Origin of the sequence: Mycobacterium europaeum (assembly GCF_034555895.2) — a bacterium.
Taxonomy (GTDB): domain Bacteria; phylum Actinomycetota; class Actinomycetes; order Mycobacteriales; family Mycobacteriaceae; genus Mycobacterium; species Mycobacterium europaeum.
This window is the reverse complement of sequence record NZ_CP157315.1, coordinates 5,636,499-5,655,336: the sequence shown is the minus strand read 5'-3', so window position 1 is coordinate 5,655,336 and position 18,838 is coordinate 5,636,499. Positions and strand designations below refer to the sequence as shown.

At 66.9% G+C, this 18,838-nt stretch carries 14 protein-coding genes; 11 read left to right on the top strand and 3 right to left on the bottom strand.

From position 1 onward, the window contains the following. The first annotated feature begins 35 nt into the window (after positions 1–35). The 10 genes from U8D42_RS26295 to U8D42_RS26250 all read left to right on the top strand — a co-directional run bounded on the left by U8D42_RS26295 (position 36) and on the right by U8D42_RS26250 (position 10,393). The gene (locus U8D42_RS26295) at positions 36–299 is read left to right on the top strand and encodes a hypothetical protein (protein ID WP_225325868.1); all 264 of its coding nucleotides are present in this window, start codon (positions 36–38) and stop codon (positions 297–299) included. Then, positions 268–1,200: a tyrosine-type recombinase/integrase gene (locus tag U8D42_RS26290; RefSeq protein WP_007172190.1), complete on the top strand. Its 933-nt coding sequence runs from the start codon at positions 268–270 to the stop codon at positions 1,198–1,200. Before U8D42_RS26295 ends, U8D42_RS26290 begins: the two co-directional genes overlap by 32 nt. After that, complete coding sequence (locus U8D42_RS26285; RefSeq protein ID WP_007172189.1) at positions 1,197–2,420, top strand: hypothetical protein; 1,224 nt, start codon at positions 1,197–1,199, stop codon at positions 2,418–2,420. Before U8D42_RS26290 ends, U8D42_RS26285 begins: the two co-directional genes overlap by 4 nt. After that, positions 2,417–3,046, top strand: a complete 630-nt coding sequence (locus U8D42_RS26280) for a hypothetical protein (RefSeq protein ID WP_007172188.1) — start codon at positions 2,417–2,419, stop codon at positions 3,044–3,046. Before U8D42_RS26285 ends, U8D42_RS26280 begins: the two co-directional genes overlap by 4 nt. A gap of 89 nt (positions 3,047–3,135) precedes the next feature. Next, a complete protein-coding gene (locus U8D42_RS26275) occupies positions 3,136–4,605 on the top strand; it encodes a tyrosine-type recombinase/integrase (protein WP_162839945.1) in 1,470 nt (489 codons plus the stop codon). Continuing rightward, the gene (locus U8D42_RS26270; protein WP_007172186.1) at positions 4,605–6,329 is read left to right on the top strand and encodes a hypothetical protein; all 1,725 of its coding nucleotides are present in this window, start codon (positions 4,605–4,607) and stop codon (positions 6,327–6,329) included. The genes U8D42_RS26275 and U8D42_RS26270 overlap by 1 nt, the downstream gene beginning before the upstream one ends. Beyond that, positions 6,326–8,527: a hypothetical protein gene (locus U8D42_RS26265; protein ID WP_007172185.1), complete on the top strand. Its 2,202-nt coding sequence runs from the start codon at positions 6,326–6,328 to the stop codon at positions 8,525–8,527. The genes U8D42_RS26270 and U8D42_RS26265 overlap by 4 nt, the downstream gene beginning before the upstream one ends. After that, positions 8,524–8,994 carry a hypothetical protein gene (locus U8D42_RS26260; protein ID WP_007172184.1) on the top strand — a complete coding sequence of 157 codons (471 nt, stop codon included), beginning with the start codon at positions 8,524–8,526 and terminating at the stop codon, positions 8,992–8,994. Before U8D42_RS26265 ends, U8D42_RS26260 begins: the two co-directional genes overlap by 4 nt. Positions 8,995–9,218: 224 nt before the next feature. Further along, positions 9,219–9,803 carry a hypothetical protein gene (locus tag U8D42_RS26255; RefSeq protein ID WP_007172183.1) on the top strand — a complete coding sequence of 195 codons (585 nt, stop codon included), beginning with the start codon at positions 9,219–9,221 and terminating at the stop codon, positions 9,801–9,803. After that, positions 9,800–10,393, top strand: a complete 594-nt coding sequence (locus U8D42_RS26250; protein WP_007172182.1) for a hypothetical protein — start codon at positions 9,800–9,802, stop codon at positions 10,391–10,393. The genes U8D42_RS26255 and U8D42_RS26250 overlap by 4 nt, the downstream gene beginning before the upstream one ends. An 81-nt stretch (positions 10,394–10,474) precedes the next feature. On the opposite strand, the gene U8D42_RS26245 is transcribed toward U8D42_RS26250, so the two are convergent. The 3 genes from U8D42_RS26245 to U8D42_RS26235 form a co-directional block, all read right to left on the bottom strand. After that, positions 10,475–11,095 carry a hypothetical protein gene (locus tag U8D42_RS26245; RefSeq protein WP_225325865.1) on the bottom strand — a complete coding sequence of 207 codons (621 nt, stop codon included), beginning with the start codon at positions 11,093–11,095 and terminating at the stop codon, positions 10,475–10,477. A gap of 497 nt (positions 11,096–11,592) precedes the next feature. After that, positions 11,593–12,105: a hypothetical protein gene (locus U8D42_RS26240; protein ID WP_225325864.1), complete on the bottom strand. Its 513-nt coding sequence runs from the start codon at positions 12,103–12,105 to the stop codon at positions 11,593–11,595. A 9-nt stretch (positions 12,106–12,114) separates the two neighbouring features. Next, on the bottom strand, positions 12,115–12,627 hold the full coding sequence (locus U8D42_RS26235; RefSeq protein WP_007172179.1) for a hypothetical protein: 513 nt from the start codon (positions 12,625–12,627) through the stop codon (positions 12,115–12,117). A 289-nt stretch (positions 12,628–12,916) separates the two neighbouring features. On the opposite strand from U8D42_RS26235, the gene mobF reads away from it, so the two are divergent. Next, positions 12,917–18,778, top strand: coding sequence for a MobF family relaxase (gene mobF / locus U8D42_RS26230; RefSeq protein WP_007172177.1), 5,862 nt, complete (start codon positions 12,917–12,919; stop codon positions 18,776–18,778). Positions 18,779–18,838 lie beyond the last annotated feature (60 nt).

Genomic DNA, 18,838 nt, shown 5'->3' with positions numbered 1-18,838 from the left:
CGACTTGAAAGCGAGGGCCCATGCGAGCGTTTCCGGTGAGTTTGCCGTCCGGGCAACGGTATTGGACGGTGCTGGATGAGGATCTGCAGGTAGTCGGCATCGCCGATGAGTATCTGCGGCATCAGCGGTTCGGCCGCGACGGCGCGGAATCCACGACGAAGGCGTATGCACACGCGATCGCGTTGTTCCTGCGCTGGTGCGCCAGGACGGGCCGGTCCTGGCAGGCCGGTGTCGAGCAGTTCGCGTTGTTCATGACGTGGCTGGCCCATGCCGGACCGCTGGCCAGCGGGCGTCGATGACGTCGCTTCGGGAGTGGTGTTGGCCGGTCCGGGGGCCGCCCCGGCGCGGGGCCCATCGCGGATCAACGGGGTGCTCACCGCGGTGCGGGGGATGGTGGTGCACGCGGTCGCGACCGGCAACGGCTCGGCGGGTTTGGTGTCGATGCTGTACGAGGTGGCCGATGACCGAGACCTGCCGGCGGAAGCCCGCAACGACGATGGCCACCTGGCATGGCGGATGCGGGCCCGGCACCGGTTGCGGGAACCGGAAACGACGATCGATCGGGCCAGCGATGAGCAGATCGTCGCGCTGCTGCGGGCCTGCCGGTCCACGCGGGACAAGCTGATCGTGCTGCTGATGGCCAGGGGCGGGCTGCGTCGGGGCGAGGTGTGCGGGCTGCGGCGCAGTGATGTGCACCTGCTGGTGGATTCGCGCCGGTTGGGATGCGAGGTCGCTCGGGCGCATCTGCATGTGGTGCGCCGAGACGACAACCCGAACGGGGCGTGGGCCAAATCGCGCCGACAGCGGGTGGTGCCGCTGGATTTCCTTGTCGTGCAAGCATTCGACGTCTACGAGTTCGAGCGCATGCGAGTTCCGGCCGCGGCGGGTAGTGATTTCGTGTTCGTCAACCTGTTCCGCGGCCGCGTCGGCGCGCCGATGCGGCCCGACGCGATCGGCGAGCTGATGGCAGCGGTCTCCCGCCGGGCCGGATTGGACACCCCGGTCCGCCCGCACCAGCTGCGACACGCCTACGGCAGCAACGTCGTCGACGCCGGGGCCGGTATCGACGTGGTCGCTGATTTGCTCGGACACGCGGCTGTCTCCTCGTCCCAGATCTACCTGCATCCGGACGCATCTCGACTGCGGGCCGCGGTGGACGCGGTGCCCAGCCCCCGCGAACAGACCGGAGCGAGCCGGTGACCGCCGTGACGTCGGCCAGGACGATCCCGGGCGATGAGGAATCCTGCAAGTTCGCGCATGTGTTGGACGGGGCCGCCCTGAGTGGCGCGGCCACGCACCTGGCCAGGGCGCTGGACCAAGGACTGCTTGACGAGGCCGGATGGGATCCGGTGACCCGGGTGCTGTACTTGCCCGCGCAGCATCGGCTGCTCGGCCGGAAGGTGTGCCGGGTGGAACGATGCGTCGGAACCGTCCACAACGACGCCCCCGAGATCTGCCACCGATGTTTCACCAGGCTGACCGGCATGGGCATGAGCGTCGAGGACATCGCCGCTGCCGAAAGCCTGCCCGCCGCACCGGTTCCCGCGGAACGCTGCGCCGTCCCGCAGTGCCGGTGCACGCCGACGGTGCGGGACGCGGTGATGTGTGAACCGCACGCCCAACAGTTCCGGGGCAGGCGCATCCCGATCTCGCTGGAACAGTTCGTGAGCGATCCGCGAGTGCGGCCAAGGCCGCCGCTGCCGGCATGCCTGGTGCCGGCGTGCACCCGCACGGCCGACGGCGCGATCGGCTACTGCACGACCCACTATCAGCGATGGAGCGTGGACCAGCAAGAGCATGCCGAACTCGATGAACAGTGGTGGCGGGTCCGGGAATCGGGCGTGGCCGAGCCGGGGCAGGTCAACCTGCGGGCGCTGCCTTCCCTGGTAGTTGTGGAAGTGCTGACGGGCTTGCAGACCCGTGTTAGGGATGGCTTGCGGCTCACCGACGTTGTGCTGCGAGCGGTCTGCGACACGCTGCGTCGCCACCAGGTCGGCTCGATCCACGACTGCGATCCGGGCCTGGCTCCCGGCAAGCGTGCACGCTCGGTGCTGGCCTCGTTCGCCCGCGACGCCCGCCGCGTGTTGGCCGATCCGGGTGTCGAGCAGGATAAGGACCGCTGGGATCTGGCGATCTTCGGTACCCCGGCACGCTGTCGTTCACCAAGATCACCCAGCCCTGGCTGGCCGGGGCCGCGAAGCGGTGGGCTGCCGAGCAACTGCCCCAGCACCGCGGCAGCGGCGCCTCTCGCGTTCGCGGCAAGATCAACAGCATCGGGCTGCTGTCCGAGCACTTGCATCGCCGACCCGATCACGGGCTTGACCCGACCGCGCTGGGCCGGACCGACTTGGAGGGATTCCTCAACCGGCTCGGCCATCTGGAGTTCACCGGCCAGATCGGTCGCTACCGCCGCAACATGATCTGCCGTGACATGCGGCAGGTGTTGGCCGGGATCCGATCCCTGGGGCTGACGAGAACCGGACGGCCGGCGGCCGGGTTGCCCGGCGACTGCGCCATCGAACGCGCCGACATCCCCGCCGACCCCGAACGCGGCGAGCCCGGCCGATGCCTGCCACCGGAGATCATGGCCGTCCTGTGCGCCAACCTCGACTCCCTCGAACCCGTCGAGGTCAGGGTCGCCACCCAGATCGGCATCGACACCGGCCGCCGCCCCGAGGACATCCTCAATCTGCCGCTGGATTGCCTGGCCCGCGACAAAGACGGCGGCGACGTACTGGTCTACGACAACATCAAAGCCAACCGGCTCGGCCGACGGCTGCCGATCAGCACGGCCACCGCCGCGGTGATCACCGGCCAACAACAACGAATCCGTCAACGCTTCCCCCACACCCTGGCCGCGAAGCTGAAGCTGCTGCCCACGCCCTATCGAAATCCCGACGGGCACAAGGCAATCAGCAGAACCACCCTGCAGGCGCGCCACCGCGACTGGGTGGCCGACCTGCCGACACTGCGCACCCGCGATGGAGTCGAGTTTGACATGACCAAGATCGTGCCCTACGCCTACCGGCACATTGTCCCCGCTTAGTTCCCGTGTTGCGATTGGCCTGAAAGGCCCGGGCGTGCTCGGCGTTTCTGCTTTGGTGAGGCCGTGTGGTGTTTGTATGGTCTCCAGTCGTGATCTTGAGCTTTTTCTCGTCGCAGGGCTGGCAGTCCTGGGGTGTCGAGCACCGGCCGGTGATCCCAGAGGGGATGCCGGTGCTGATCGATGACGACTTGCTGTTCGAGGACGGCCCGGCCGTGCCGCGGCCGACGACGGTGATCAATCGGTGGTTGCGGCTGCTTCCGGCCAGCGGGGCTCCGGCGCCGAGTTCGTGGGAGAACTACGCGCGGGCGGTCAAGGAATGGACGGAATTCCTCGCCGAACACGGTGTGGGCCTGTTCGATTCGCGAGACCGGCTCAAGGCAGGGCTGAGCCGATACGCCGAGCACCGCGCCGCCGGAGCAATCCGGGCGAGATTCGCGGCGACCACGTGGGCGCAGCACATGAGCATCCTGTCGCTGTTCTACCGGTGGGCGATGGACGAGGGATACGCCGAGGCGGAGCCGTTCACCTACCGATCCGCGCGAGCGGTCTTCGCCGGCACCGGCCGCGATGTCCGGGTGAACTTGGCGGTGCGCCGCACCCCGAAACCGCATGTGACCATCAAGTATTTGGAGCCGGACTTCACCGACCTGTTCCGGAAGGGGTTGCGCGGTTTGGCGCCGGATGGCACCCGCGACACCGGGTTCGCGGGCCGGGAGATGACCCGCAACGCCGCGATCGGGGACCTCGCGCTGGCGACCGGGTTGCGGCTGGGCGAGTTCACACATCTGCTGCCGTGGGAAATCCCGGCTCTGCCGCCGGCGCCGACGGTGATCCCGATCCCGTTTCCGGTGCCTGCGGGAATCACCAAGGGCCGCAAGTTCAGAACCACCTGGATCTCCTACGACGCCTTGGCCGGGCTGCACGACTACCTGCAGCTCGACCGCGCTGCCGTCACCGACGGATCGGCCTGGCGGCCACCACGACGCCGGGGCGAACCGCTGCAGGTCACCGAACCGGACGCCCGTGGCGGCCGGATCAACGGCGTCCGCCGGTCCTGGGAGTCGCTCACCCCGGCCGAGCGACGGCGGCTGGTGGCACCCGAGGGCGGGTCGTGCCTGCTAGCGGTGAAGGGTGATGGTGGCCCGTTCACGGCGTGGGCGACGGTGTTCGAACGCACCTCCGACCGGATCCGCGCACGGTTCGAACCACGGTTCCCGCACGTCCACCCGCACCGACTCCGCCACTCGTTCTCGATGCAGACGCTGGAATATCTGGTGACCGGCTATTACCGACAGGCAGCGAAGCTGGTATGCGACACCGACGCCGACGCAGCGCTGGTGTTCTACCTGACCAAGGCCGACCCGCTGCTGGTGCTGCGCGATTTGCTCGGGCATTCCACGGTTCTGACGACCGAGAAATACCTGAAACGTCTTGATACGACGCGGATTTACCGGCAAGCCTACGAAACCGCCGGAGCCGCAGCGGGACTCACCGAGGATACCGCCGCACAGCGGGAAGCCGACGCCGAGTTCGACGACGACACCGAAGAGGAGCTGTGATGCCGACGACGGTGCTCGATGATCCGCTGCGTTTGGCCTGCGTGTTCAGCGACGGCAGCAGAGCTGCATTCGATCTCACGGGGTTGCCGAACCCCGGGTTGGTGCGTGATCTGGCCACCGGGTTGGTGGAGCTGATCCATCCTCACGGCAGCGTCGATACTGCTGGCACCGTCGACCAGTACGTGCGTGGGTTGCACAGGATGGTGCGAACACTTTCTGATCAGGGTTTCACCGGCGGTGTCGGCGATCTGCGGCGCGGACAGCTGGCGCAGTTCTGGATGGCGGGCCCGAACTGGCTGGAGGCGCTGACTCGGTACTTGGTGGAAGGTTATGCGCGATCCGGCGGCCGTCTCGGCGAGGGGGTGCTGGAGCTGGCCGCAGGGCGGCACTTCAACATTCAGCGCAATCGGCGCCCGTTGCCGCCCTATTCCGAGGGCGCATGGCAGCGGCTGACCATGGCCTGCCGACAGCAGGTCGACGACTCCTACGCGGCACATCGGCGCGCGCTGGCGTCCGCCGCCGGAGGGCGGCATCCGGGCACGGGTGCGTGGACTCATCAGAACTTCTGCTGGCTGTTGTCGACACTCGGCCCGCTTGGCAGCAGCGAAGCTGCTGAGGAAATTGGCATGTCCATCAACGTTTTCCGTCATCGAGGAGTCATCGCTGTCTTCCACGAGGCTGCGCTGGCGATGTTCCCGCATCTCGAGGTCGTGATCGCCTACCGGCTGCTGTTCGGGATCTATTCCGGCATCGTCCCCGACGGCATCGCCGACTTGGACATCGGGGACATCGACTGGGCCGGGGATTCGACTGTTCTGCTGTCCTATATCAAACGGCGCACCGCCGCCGAGAGCGCGACGTTGCCGCGGCCGGCGGTGCGGTTGCTCGAGCAGTGGCTGGCGCACTCGGCGCTGTTGCGCAGCTTCGTGCCGCCGGACGAGCGCACCACGCTGTGGTTGGGGATGAGCCAGCCCGGCTACTCCCGCCGCCTCGATGACGTGAACCGGTCCGCGATTGGCCGGTGGATGCGCCGCCATGGCATCGTCGGCGACGACGGTCAGCCGATGAAACTGCACCGGTCCCGCATCCGCACCACCCATCACGCGATGCGGGACAAGAAGTCCTGGACCGGGAATGCGCGCGCCACGATCGACCCGAACCACACGCCCGCGGTCGAGGGTGACCACTACCTGTCGGCGACGACTCCCGGTCAACGCCACGCCGTCGAGACGATCATCGCCGACGCCCAGCACGACATCCTCCGCCGCGCGCACCCTCCGGCCGTGATCACCGAGGAAGACGCGGCGGCGCTCGCCGAGGGTTACCCGCAGCTGCTGGCGGTGATGAAGCTCGACGAAGGCGTGCTCGCCGAGCTGGTCGGTGGCGCGCGGGATGTGTTCACCGCAGCCTGCGCCGATCAGCTGGCCGGGTTACACGGGCCGGCAGGCAAACCATGCCCGGCACGTCCCTGGGTCTGCCTGCTCTGCCCGCTGGCGGTGTTCGCTCCGCGGCACGCAGTGAACCTGCTGCGGCTCAAGGCATTCTTCTCGCGCCAGTGGCAGCAGATGCCCGCCGCCCACTTCATGACCGTCTTCGGCCCCTACGCCGCCCGGATCGACCAGATCCTCGACCGCTTCGACCCCGCCGAACTCGCTGTCGCAGCCGCACGCGTCACCGACAGCGACGACGAAATCCCCTTGCGCCCAGAGGAACGCACCGCATGACGAGCACAATCGCGACCGCAGCACCCGGCGTTCAACCACGGTCGCCGTTCACCGGCGCGGACATCTGCCGCGACGCCGGGCTCACGCTGCCGGGCGGCACGCCACGACCGGTATTCGACGACGACCTGTGGGATTTCACCGACGTGGTCGGGCTCCCGGTCCAAATGGCCCTTTACCGACGCCGATTCGACTTCACCACCATCACCGACACCCGCTGGCGGCTGGTCGCCAAGGAGCTGATCCTGGCGCTGCTGGCCCCGAATCACAATGCCGTGGTCCGTCTGCCACGCGCCTACCGCACCCCACTGCATCTGACCAGCTGCTACAGCCGCCTCTACGAGGCCGGCAAGTTCTTCGGCTGGCTCGATCAGCGGGGCATCACTGCCCTCACCGAGCTCGACACCCACCTCTGCGAGGAATACCTGGCGTTCCGACGCTACGTGATCGACCCCGACGGCGTCATCGTTGGCGAGCAGAGCCCAGGCGTCCGGCGCGCAGCCGCGCAGATGATCGTCGATCTGGTCGACTACCGTGACCTGTTCACCGCCGACCGGGTTCCGGCCGATCTGCGCCCCTGGGGCGGCGCAACAGCATCCGCGGTCGCCGAAATGCCTTCTGGTCGCGACGGAAACAAGACACCTGCCGTTCCTGCCGAAGTGCTGCAGCCGATGCTGGCCGCGGCCCTGCACCTGGTGCAGATCCTCGGCCCGCACGTTGTCGAGCTGAACGAGCAGATCCGCAAGATCGACCGTGTCTGGGCTACCGGAGCCCCCGGGCTTCGTCACGGCTCCCCGGCGATGGTCAGCGACATCACGATGCTGCTGGCCGACCACAGGGCGACCGACACACCGCTGCCGATGCTCGAAGAACACGACGTCAACCGCAGACTCAAGGCTGGCTGGGACGCGAACGACCCGCTGCTGCCGGTCTCCACCGGGACCCTGGCGCGGCAGGCCGGATACGTCCAGTTCTGGGCGAAATGGATGCCCACACTGCGCAAACCGCTGATCGACACCCTCAACACCGTCGGAGTCGAGAAGATCTTCGGCCGCAACGCCGCCGAAGTCCCGGCCGCCGATGGTGCGACCTTGCTGCCTTGGACACTGCCAGTGCACCGGTCCGAAGCGGTCGCCATGGTCGGCATCGCCCGCACCGCAGCGATCGTTGTCCTGGCTGGCGCGTCCGGAATGCGGGCCAGTGAGCTGATGGAACTGCGGGTCGGCTGCCGCCGGGTCGAGGAACCGATCTCCGGCCTGAAGTGCTATCGCATCGCCAGCAAAATCATCAAAGGTCAGGGCCTCGGCGGCACCGACGACGAATGGGTCGTCATCGAACCGGTCCACCGCGCGATCGAACTCATCGAGCAGCTCCACGACGACCCGCGTGACGGTGTTCTCCTGCTGTCCCGGTTCAGCTTCCGAGTCCGCTACCTCTGGTTCCGCGCCTGGGTGAATTCCCCGGCCGGAGCCCGTCTCGGACTCGTCCCGATCCCCGACGAACCAGTAGCACTGCGTATGCTCAGAAGAACGGTTGCCCTGGAGATGGCTTACCGGCCTGGCGGTGTCCTCGCCGCAAAACTGCACCTCAAACATATCGCCGCGGCGACAACGGAAGGCTACGCGGCTCGACCGGGCGGCGCTCAAGCAGAGTTGCTGGCCGAGGTCAACAAGCTCGAGGCCGACCACATACTCAAGCTCGTGCTGGCCGAGTTCCGCAACTACCAGCAAGGCATCCTGCCCGCCGGACCCGGCGCCCGCAGCCTGACCGAATTCTTCGCCACCATCGACACCGACCCGAACACCAAAGCCACTGCGGCGCCGAAGATCCAGCGCAACGACCGCGACATCCTCAACCTGCTGTCCAAACGCGCCACGGCGCTGCACCTCGGCCCAGCGAACTACTGCTGGTTCACCGACCCCTCCCGCGCGCTCTGCCTGAAACTTGCAGGCACCCTGACCGCGGACCGGCCGATGATCGGCATGTGTGACTCCGCACGCTGCCCGCAGGCCACCCACCACCAGCACCACCGGCCCGTCTGGGCCGAGCACGCCGAACGCACCAAAACCTTCCTCGGCCAACTCGGCAAAACCCGAACCGCCGAACGCGCTCGTCTGCAGGCCGACTACGACCGCGCCGTCCAGGTCATCACCAGCATCGACACTGCCACAGGAACCAGCGCACCCGAGGAACAGGCATGAGAATCACTGCCGCCCAACGCATCCACAACGAGAACCGCATCCGCGCCGCCATGGACCGGCTTCTGCGCGGCGAGATCTCACCCGGCGGCAACTGCGATATCAAGACCCTCGCACTATCAGCCGGGGTCGACCGCACCGCCTTCTACGGCACCCGGCCCTACGCACACCTACGCGCCGAATTCGAGCACCGCCTCCAGCAGCTTCAGCAGGCCGGAGAAACCCCGGACCCGAAAACCGCACAGATCGAACGCCTCAAGACGGAGGTCGAGAAGCTGAAAAACAACCTCGCCCACGTCAACTCGACAATCCAGGAGCTCACCAACTTCCGAAGCCAGGCCCTGGCCCGGATCGCTGCCCAGCACGACGAGATCCTTCGGCTCCGCACGGCCAACGACCCGGCGGCAGGCATCACCCGCCTCGCGTCGAATCGCCCGAAATACCAGCAGAGGGTAATGGGACCATGCTGACCGACCCGGCAGTGACGTCCATCACAATCGGTTTCGCGTTATCGCCACACGAACGGCGATCAGCGTCACGAACTCCACGCCGAGAATCGGCCACGTCAAACGCAACACGAACCCGACCGCACACAGCCACTGCGGAGACAAGCCATTCCTACGCCCAACGCCACGCCGACGCCGGCATCCCGATCGACGTCCTGGCCGAACTGCTCGATCACCGAAGCTATTCGGTGACCCGCCGCTACTACCGCATCGGCGAGGACCGCCGCCGCGACGCCGTCGACACGGTCACCACGCTCAGCTTCGACCGGCACGGCAACCGGATCTGGCGTGACGCACACGCCCTGCTGGACTCCGAGCGCGCCCGCCACGCCATCGGCGAGGTCGCCGTCCCCGACGGCACCTGCACCGAACCAACCAACGTCAAGGCCGGCGGCGGTGCCTGCCCGATCCGATTCCGCTGCGTCGGCTGCGATCACTTCCGCACCAACATCGCCTTCCTGCCCGACCTGCAGGCATACCTGGACGACCTGCTGCGCACCCGCGAACGGCTGGCCGCCACCATCGACGGAGTGGACGAATGGGCCCGCGCCGACGCCACCCCCACCGAGGAGGAGATCACCCGAATCCGGCGACTGATCAACAGGATCAAAGGCGACATCGCCGAACTCGACGACACGGAGCGAGCGCAGATCAACGACGCGGTCGCCATCGTGCGTCGTCATCGTGCGGCCCACACGGTCCCGCTCGGCATGCCCACCCTCGCCGCCACCCCACCCGCACCAGCAACCCCCGCTTCGGAGGCCACCGCATGACCACAACCACCGACACCACGTCGAATCACACACGCGCACAATCTGTCTCGTCGAGCACACGCACCCGATCGATGCTCGACGGCCGTCGCGGCGACTCGATGCGCCGACGCCGGCGCGTGCTGGCCGCGATCGACCAAGCCGCAGCCGCCGGCGACCGGCTCAGCGCGGCCGCGATCGCTCGTGCGGCCGGAGTCGACCGCACATTCCTCTATCGGTACCGCGACCTACTCGAGAAAATCCATGCGCTGCAAACAGATCCAGTCCCCGACGAACACACCGGCCCCACGGTCACCCAAGCCTCACTGCAGGCCGACCTGCTCGCCGCCCACGAACGCGCCGCCCGGCTCAACGCCCGCATCCGCCAACTCGAGCAGCGGCTCTCCCAAGCACTCGGCGAACAAACATGGCGCGAGTCCGGGCTCGACGCCCCAACCGACATCGATGCACTCCACCAACGGATCACCCATCTCGAACAGCAGGTCCTCGACCAACAACAACAACTCGACGAACGCGACGAAGACCTCGCCGCCGCCCGCGCTACCAACCGCGAACTCATGGCCCGACTCAACGCGCCAGGCCGGCCCCGCTGAAACCGCGAGTCGACTTGCACCACACCTGTTGCAGCAGATAGCATCCCAACATCAGCTTCTGAACTGCACAAACTCAGAGAATCACGCCGCTGCATCTGGTTGAGCCCCGGAGAGCAGCCCATACGCGTAGACGGTCTTCAGCAGCGTCGAGTCCCGCAACGCTGACAACGCTCCCTTGCGGTGGCGAAGTCGCGCCTGATCTACCAAGCCATCGGCGGCATCGAAGAGCTCTTGAACCTCGTCATAGCTCAGCGGGCGCCGTCCCGGCCGCCCCTCAAACTCGTTGACGTGACGCACGGTGTTCCAGTCATGCAGGATCTGTGCCGGGGCCTGCCCGAACCGCTCAGCGCACAAAGACGCCCATCCATATCGCGTGTCAGTAACGAAGTCGCCGAACAACCGCAATGCGTTTTGGTATCCCCGTACCGTCGAGTCAGCTTTTGGCTCCGCACCGGAAAGCAGTTGGGAGAAAAACGCATCCGCGTCATCTGCTTGCCACTGCCAGGGATACGTCCCGGTGAACTCGGCGAAACGGCGCACCACGCTCGCCCGCGCCTGCACCGTCGGTGGCTTGCACACCCGGGCTCGCTGCTGATCAGCCCAGCCAGACAGCATCGCGGTGAAGACCGTGGCTTCTGGATCCAACGGAAGCACTTTCGACACCAGCGACAGCGCTGCTGACCCCGGCAACTCGACGCCCACCATCCTGTTGTACTAGATGCGACAATGATGCGCCAGACGTAAGTGTCGAGACAGCACCCTTTCTGAGGTGTGATCCGATGTCCGCGGGACGCGCTTTACTGGGCGCTATACTCGCTCTCAACCGAGCAATTATGTTGCAGCAGATGCAATTCCGCTCGTCCTGCGGCAGAAGTGAGTACGGTGCATCGACCCGCAAGTGCACTGAACTAGTCCGACAAGCACCCTGTTGGCGCCAAGCGTCGCCTCACACCGCCCACAGCGCCCCGGCCAGGGTTCTTCCCAGCCCCGAGCAGTGCGCCGCAGCCGCATACGGTGAAGCAATCCGGCCGACGTGCGGGCCCGTCTTAGCCAGCGTGATACCCGGGGCCAACATCGTCGCCGTCTACTGGGCGATGCATACCGCCGTCTATCGGCTGGATCGCATCCACCCCGTTCCCACAGCAGCGCAGCACGACCGGCAGTACTCGCCGGCTAAATCACCAACAGTGCTTACACCCTCACCACAACATCGGCATATCACCGAGGCGCGCCGCCTCCACTGCGGCCCGATCCCAGCCGCGTTCCCGCAACACCGTGTGCAACGCGACCGAGCGCTCCCGCCGAGCCCATAACCCATCACTGGGAATCGACCTGCGGCCTCCTCCGCGCCGCATCCGGGCCATTCGTCGCATATTTTCACTCTGAGTGCCGATTACCACATGCTGGAATGTCGCCTCGGCCGCACAGACTTTCACGCACAGCGGGCTATCGCACTCGTGCAGGCCCAACTCGTCTGGCTGAAGGAGCACACTGAGTCGACGCGCCAGCGCGTACCGGTGCGGCCGCACGCAAATCCCTTTACCCCCACGGTAAATGAAGAACCGGCCATATCCGTCTTTACCGATAGCCCCCGTGAAAAAATCGCAGTCGTCAGCGCCGGGTCCTTGCACCACGTCGGAGTCAAAGCGCCGGCATTCGTCGGCGTGCACAACAGGATCGACCCACAGCGGCATCCCCAGATGAACACGCACGCGCCCACGCTAAACCCGGCCACCGACACCTTCGTCATGCGCCGCAGCGCCATTCGCACCTAGTGCTTGCGCCGCCGCGCCATCGTCATGCGCAGTAACGCCGTTCGCACCTAGTGCCAACGGCGCCGCGCCAGGGGCCGCCGCGCCGTTGCCCTCACCTAGTGCTTGCACCGCCGCGCCAGTGTGCGCGCTCGCCGCCTTTAACATCATCCGAACGCTACCGACTTTGACCCCAGCCAATTCCGCTATCGCCGCGAGTGATTCGCCGCGACCCTGCATTCGAGCCACCGCGATGCCGCCGGCCTGGCGGTGCGTGTGCCGACGCCGCTCTGCCTCTGCCCGAATCTCGAGGATGCGAGTTGCCTCCCACTCCTCCACGGCCGCCAGGCGACCCAGCTCAACGAGTAACGACGCCGCGTCATCGACGTTTTGCCGCTCGCACTCCACGCGTGCCTCGTTCGCTCTAAGCTGCGCCTCGCGAACCCGCCTACGCGCCGCTGATTTCGAGTTGATCGTTCCCATCGCCGCACCATACGACGAACCGGCTGTCCCGCTCTACCACACTGACCAACATCAGTGCGTCCACATTTGTCCACCACCAATGTTTCCCGATCCCCCAGTCCCACAACATAAGCCGATCCCACCCTCATGCACCACACACCAATGACCACCGGCATCAACCGTTCTGAACCACCCCAGACACCACACACCTCTTGCATTAAGGTCACAGTTTCCTAAGAACCGCCTGATCTGTGTAGGACAGATCTGCGGTGTCGTCTCTAACGTGCGCCTCGAAAGGGATTGCACTGCAGTGACGATGACTAGCCACAAGCTCACCGCCGGAGACGGTTACCAGTACCTGATCCGGCAAGTCGCTGCTGTCGACACCACCGCGCGCGGCCGGGCCCCGCTGATCGACTACTACTCGACCAAAGGCGAATCTCCGGGCCGATGGGTGGGATCGGGTCTGGCATCGCTGTCCTCGACAAGGGCACGTCCGGTGCCCCCCGAAGACCTCGCGAAAGTTTGGGCCGTACCGGTTGATTCGCCGGTCACCGAGGCCCAAATGAAGGCCCTGTTCGGGGAAGGCTTGCACCCCAACGCCGATGCGATCACCAAGTATGTCGCCGAATGCGGCGTGCGCGGCCTCGCGGCCGCCGAAGCCGCCAAACTGGGCCGCAAGTTCCATATCCGCGACAGCGAAACCACCTTTGTGCGCGCCCTGGCAGTGGCCTACCGCGATCACAACGAAGAAGCCGGCCTGCACTGGAACGCGCCCATCGCCGCGCCCACGCGCGCCGCGATCCGCACCGTTGTCGCGCGCCGAATGTTCGCTGAGCAGTACAAGCGCGCGCCCGCCGACGATCGCGAACTCAGTGGGTTTATCGCGCGGGAAACTCGCGCGCGCACGACCGCGGTCGCCGGCTACGACTTGACGTTTTCGCCCGTGAAGTCAGTGTCGACGCTGTGGGCGATCGCACCGCGCGCCGTCGCAACAGTGGTAGAGGAATGTCACGACGTAGCGGTCGGTGATGCGCTGGCGTGGCTAGAAACTCACGCCGCATTTACCCGTTCAGGTAAGGGTGGTGTCGCCCAGGTCGACACCACCGGGCTGCTCGGGGCGGCGTTCACCCACCGCGATTCACGCGCTGGCGATCCTGATCTGCACACCCATGTCGCGATCTCCAACAAGGTCGCCACGGTGGGCCCTGACGGTGTGTTGCGTTGGCTGGCGCTTGACGGGCAGCCTGTGCACCAGTTCACCGTGGCCGCCTCCGAGCTGTACAACACGCGCCTGGAAGCCCACCTTGGACAGCGACTGCAGCTGCGGTTCGCTGATGTGGTCGGCGAGGGCCGCGGCAAGAGGCCGGTGCGTGAAATCGTGGGAATCTCAGTCGAGCTGATGGCCGCGTGGTCGTCGCGGCGGCTGGCCATCGAAGCCCGCACCGCCGATCTGGCCAAGCAGTTTCAAGCCGCCCACGGCCGCGAGCCGACCCACGTGGAAACCATCGCGTTGGCTCAACAAGCGACCCTAGAGACCCGCGAAGCCAAACACGAACCCCGATCATTCGCCGAGCAGCGCCACATGTGGCGCGGCCAAGCGATCGAGGTGCTCGGCGCTGTGCGGGAGCTGACCGCGATGCTGGGCACCGTCTTGTCCGCGCCGGCGCCCCAAATCGATGCTGTCGATGACGACTGGATCACCGCGCGCGCTGCCCAAGTCATCGCCACGGTTGCCCGGTCCCGCGCGACCTGGCAACGCCACCACGTGTTCGCCGAGGCGCAGCGCCTCGTTCGTGGCAGCGGGCACGCCGCCGACGAGACGCTGGCCGACAAGATCACCGAGACTGCTTTGGCCGAGCCGCTGTCGGTTCAGCACATCGATATCGACGACGGTGAAATGGGAGAACCTGCGCAGCTGCGTCGCCGCGATGGAACCAGCGTGCATAGCCGCCACGGCAGCGCTACCTACACCTCTCAGGAGCTGCTGGCCGCTGAGCGACGCATCGTTGCTGCCGCCCTCCGACGCGGCGGGCGCACGGTCGAGGACATCGATATCGAGCTGGCGCTGGCAGACTCGGCCGCACGCGATAAGCAACTCAACGAGGGCCAGGTCGCACTGGTCCGGGAAATGGCAAGCAGCGGGCGCCGAGTGGCGTTGGCGCTGGCCCCGGCCGGTACCGGGAAGACCACGGCGATGGCCGCGCTGTCGCATGCGTGGCGCTCCTCGGGCGCGACCATCGTCGGCTTAGCCCCCACCGCGGCGGCAGCCATCGAACTGGGCGAGGATCTGTCGGCCCCGACCGACACCATCGCCAAATACGTCTGGTCGGCCGACCCGGCCAGCGGGTCGAGTCGCTCTGCCCCACCGCCATGGTTCACCAACGTCGGACGCGACACGCTCATCATCATCGACGAGGCCGGCAAAGCCGGAACGCTCGAACTTGATGCGGTGATCACCCACGCCTTAGCCCGTGGCGCCAGCATCCGGCTGGTCGGTGATGACTGCCAACTCGCGTCGATCTCAGCCGGTGGCGTGCTGCGCAACATCGCCCACAAGACCGATTCACTGACGCTGTCTCAGTTGGTTCGCTTTGGCTCCACCGCCGAAAGCGCAGCGACCCTGGCGATCCGCAGAGGAGACCCCTCTGGACTCGGGTTTTACATCGACCACCAGCGTGTGCACGTCGGTGCCGATCAGACCGCCGCCGACATGGCCTACACCGCGTGGGCCGCCGACCTCGACGCGGGCCGCGATTCCCTCCTGTTAGCACCCACCAACGCCATCGTCGATACCCTCAACGCCCGAGCCCGACTCGATCGCCTCGCCGCGGCTGACCCGGCAACACGGCGCGGCCACGAAATCACCCTTTCTGATCGGCTTGCCGCCTCTCCCGGCGACCTTATTCGCACCCGCCGCAATGCCCGCCGGCTGCGCTTGAGCCCCACCGATTACGTGCGCAACGGCTACCGCTTCCAAATCCTGGAAATCCACCGAAACGGCAGCATCAAAGCCCGCCACCTCGGCAGCGGCCAAACAGTGCGCCTCCCCGCCCACTACGTCATAAAGCACGTCACCCTCGGCTATGCGGCAACCATTGACTCCGCACAAGGACTCACCGCCGGACACGCCTGCCACATCGTCGGTGCCGGGAGTCTCACTCGCCAACTGCTCTACGTGGCATTAACTCGCGGCCGCATCGAAAACCACATCTATCTATCCACCGCGGAATCCGACCCGCACCGGGTGTTGTCGCCCAAAGCAACTCACCCCGAAACGGCCGTCGATGTCCTGACCAAAACGCTGTCACGCGACGGCGCACAAGTCTCGGCCACCAGTGCCGCACGCGAAGCCCGCGACCCCTTCGTGCGGTTGGGCCCGGCCGCGGCGATGTACTACAACGCCTTGGGCGACGCCGCCCAGGCCCTGGCTTCCCCGGCCCTGCTGGCCCAACTGCACATCACCGCCGATCAGCTCTATCCAGGGTTGACCCGCGCCGAAGCATGGCCAGTGCTCTGCAAACACTTGGCGATCATCGGCGCCGACGGGCGCGACCCGTTCGCCACACTGACCGAGGCCGCCAGCGTAGGCGAGCTTTTCAGTGCCCACGATCCCGCCGCGGTGCTCGACTGGCGCATCGACCCCACCGGCGGACACTCTGCCGGTATCGGGCCGCTGCGCTGGCTGCCCGCCACTCCCACTTTGCTGGCCAACGACCCCGCATGGGAGAACTGCCTGACCGGTCGCGCCGTGCTGGTTGCCGAGCTGGCAGACCAGATCCGTGAAACCGTCACCCACCAATGGACACCGGCGACCGCGCCGGCCTGGGCCAAACCCGTGCTGGCCGCCAACCCCCAACTCGCCGCCGAAATCGCGGTCTTCCGCGCCGCCCACAACGTGGTTGCCGAAGACACCACCCTGCTCGGCCCACCCCAATACGCCGTGCGCGCCCGCACCATCCAAAAACTCCTCGAAAACCGGGCTCAAGCGGTGGTGCGCACCCAAAGCCCGCATGCTCGCCGCTTTGAGCAGCTGATCGACTCCATCGATCCGCGCATCCGCGCCGACGGGTACTGGCCCCAACTGGCCGCCCACCTCGCCCAAGCCGCCACCAGCCGGCCCGACCTGCCCGGCCTCGTTCGCGCGGCCGCCATCCAACGTCCGCTCCCCGACGAGCTGCCCGCCGCCGCGCTGTGGTGGCGTCTTGCCGCCGAACTCACGCCCGCGGCCACCGTCGATGCCCCCCACACCGGCCTGCGCCCTGCCTGGATCGCTGACTTGCACAACGTCTTTGGGTCAGCAACCGCGCAATCCATCGTCGCCGATCCCGCCTGGCCCGGCCTCGTCTCAGCTGTCAATGCCGCCGACCCCACCCGCTGGACCCCCGCCGACCTTCTTCACGTCGCCGCCGAGCACCTGGCCGACGTCGACCCCGACCACACCATCCCCGCCTACCAATACGCCCGCACCATCACCTACACCGTCGACCTGATCGGCGGCCACCACGACCACGCCGACCACCCGCTACCCGAACAACCCCCACTGCACCCCGAGGAAGAAGAACAACTTCCCCCCGACCCCCACGCAACCAGGATTGACATGCCTGCCACCGACCTGTCTACGCAACCGTGGCACCCCGAACTCGTTGAGCCCGACCCGACCAACACCCCGCTTGAGACCGCCGACGAACTCGCCGGCCTGGACTTCGACGACCTCCCCCGCCACCGCGTGGCACCCCCGCCACTGCCGGCCGCTCTGCTTGACCTCACCAGCTTGCGGACCCAATACCAGCAGGCGCTGGCCGACCATCAGGCCCTGCATGCCCGCGCCGCAATTGGTGACGGACCGGCAATGCGCCAAGCCACCCCGCGCATCCGCGAACTGCGCCAGCGCGCCGACGCCGACCGCCCCTACTTGATCGCCGTTCACGACGTGACCGCCGAATGGGCCGACGCCGAAGCCGAATACGAGACAGCGCTAAGCCATGTCGACTGGGCGCGCAACCAGCTCGACGAGCTGCAGGCTCAACCTGACGTCGACCCACTTGACATCGCCTCGGCCAAACTCGATGTCCAACTGCGACTCATGGCACTCCCCGACACTGCGCCCGCCGAGCGCTATCAGGCTGCGCTTCGCGAAGCACTCGCGGCGCGTGCAAAGGCCGCCGGCGGCGCGGACCGCGTCATCAGCGGTGACGACGTCGACAACGTCATCGCCGAAGCACGATCCGAAGACGATCGCGCCGTGCTGGCCGCCCGCCGGCGCTCCAGCCAGCTGCGCCGTGACCTTGACCGCGCAGAACTGGCTGCCGCCGCCGCGTTCGCGGCCGCCGAAACCCGTTCGGCCGAGCACATCACCGCCCAACTCGGCCAACTGGCCATCGAGCTACGCGTGCTCGAAGCCGCCAGCCGCTTCCAACCGCACCGCCCCCTCAGCCTTGCCAACAGTGCCGCCGCCGACCTCTCCCCCGCCATAGCCGCCGCCATCACCAGCACCGCAAGGCTGCCCTTCGCCGTCACGGTCGTGCACGCCCAACCCTCGCCCGAGCGCCGCGCCGCCCTGCACACCCTGCACAGCGCGGCTGCAGCCTCCGAACGAAAGATCCTGTGGTGCAGCCCTACTCGCGAACAAGCCGAGGACGCCGTGACCAACGAGCTCGCCGACACCGCTGCCACCATCACCGAAACCCACGCCACCATCACCAACAAAAAGTCGCAGTCGCCGTTACCCCCCGGCAGTCTCATCATCATCGACGACGCCGCCAGCGCCGACCCTGCAATAATCGCCGACCTCGCCGAACACGCCGCGGCCAACCAGTCCGGCCTTGTCCTGCTCGACACGACCGGCCAAACGTGGCCACCCAAGCCTGCCCAGCGGCTCCTGCGACTCGTCGCCACCGAATTACCCTGGACGACAACCATCGGCGCGCCCCCAACGTCGGCTGTCATCAACCGCGGGACCCCGCCCGACCTCGACCCCGCGCTCACCCAGGCAGGGCGCCTGCACCCAGCCATACTCGACGAGCGACTGCGCGACAGCCTCGCACGCGCCGCCCAGCTCCACGCCACCATCCACGCCGCCTACCAGCGACACCTTGAGGCCACCTGGCTTCGCGAACGCGGCCCCCACGCCAAGCAACAATCTCCAGAAATCGGCATCACCGATGACTGAGTGATCTGCTTAGAACAGGGATCCGTTCCGTTCGGGGTCTCTCGCAGCCAAATTACCGAC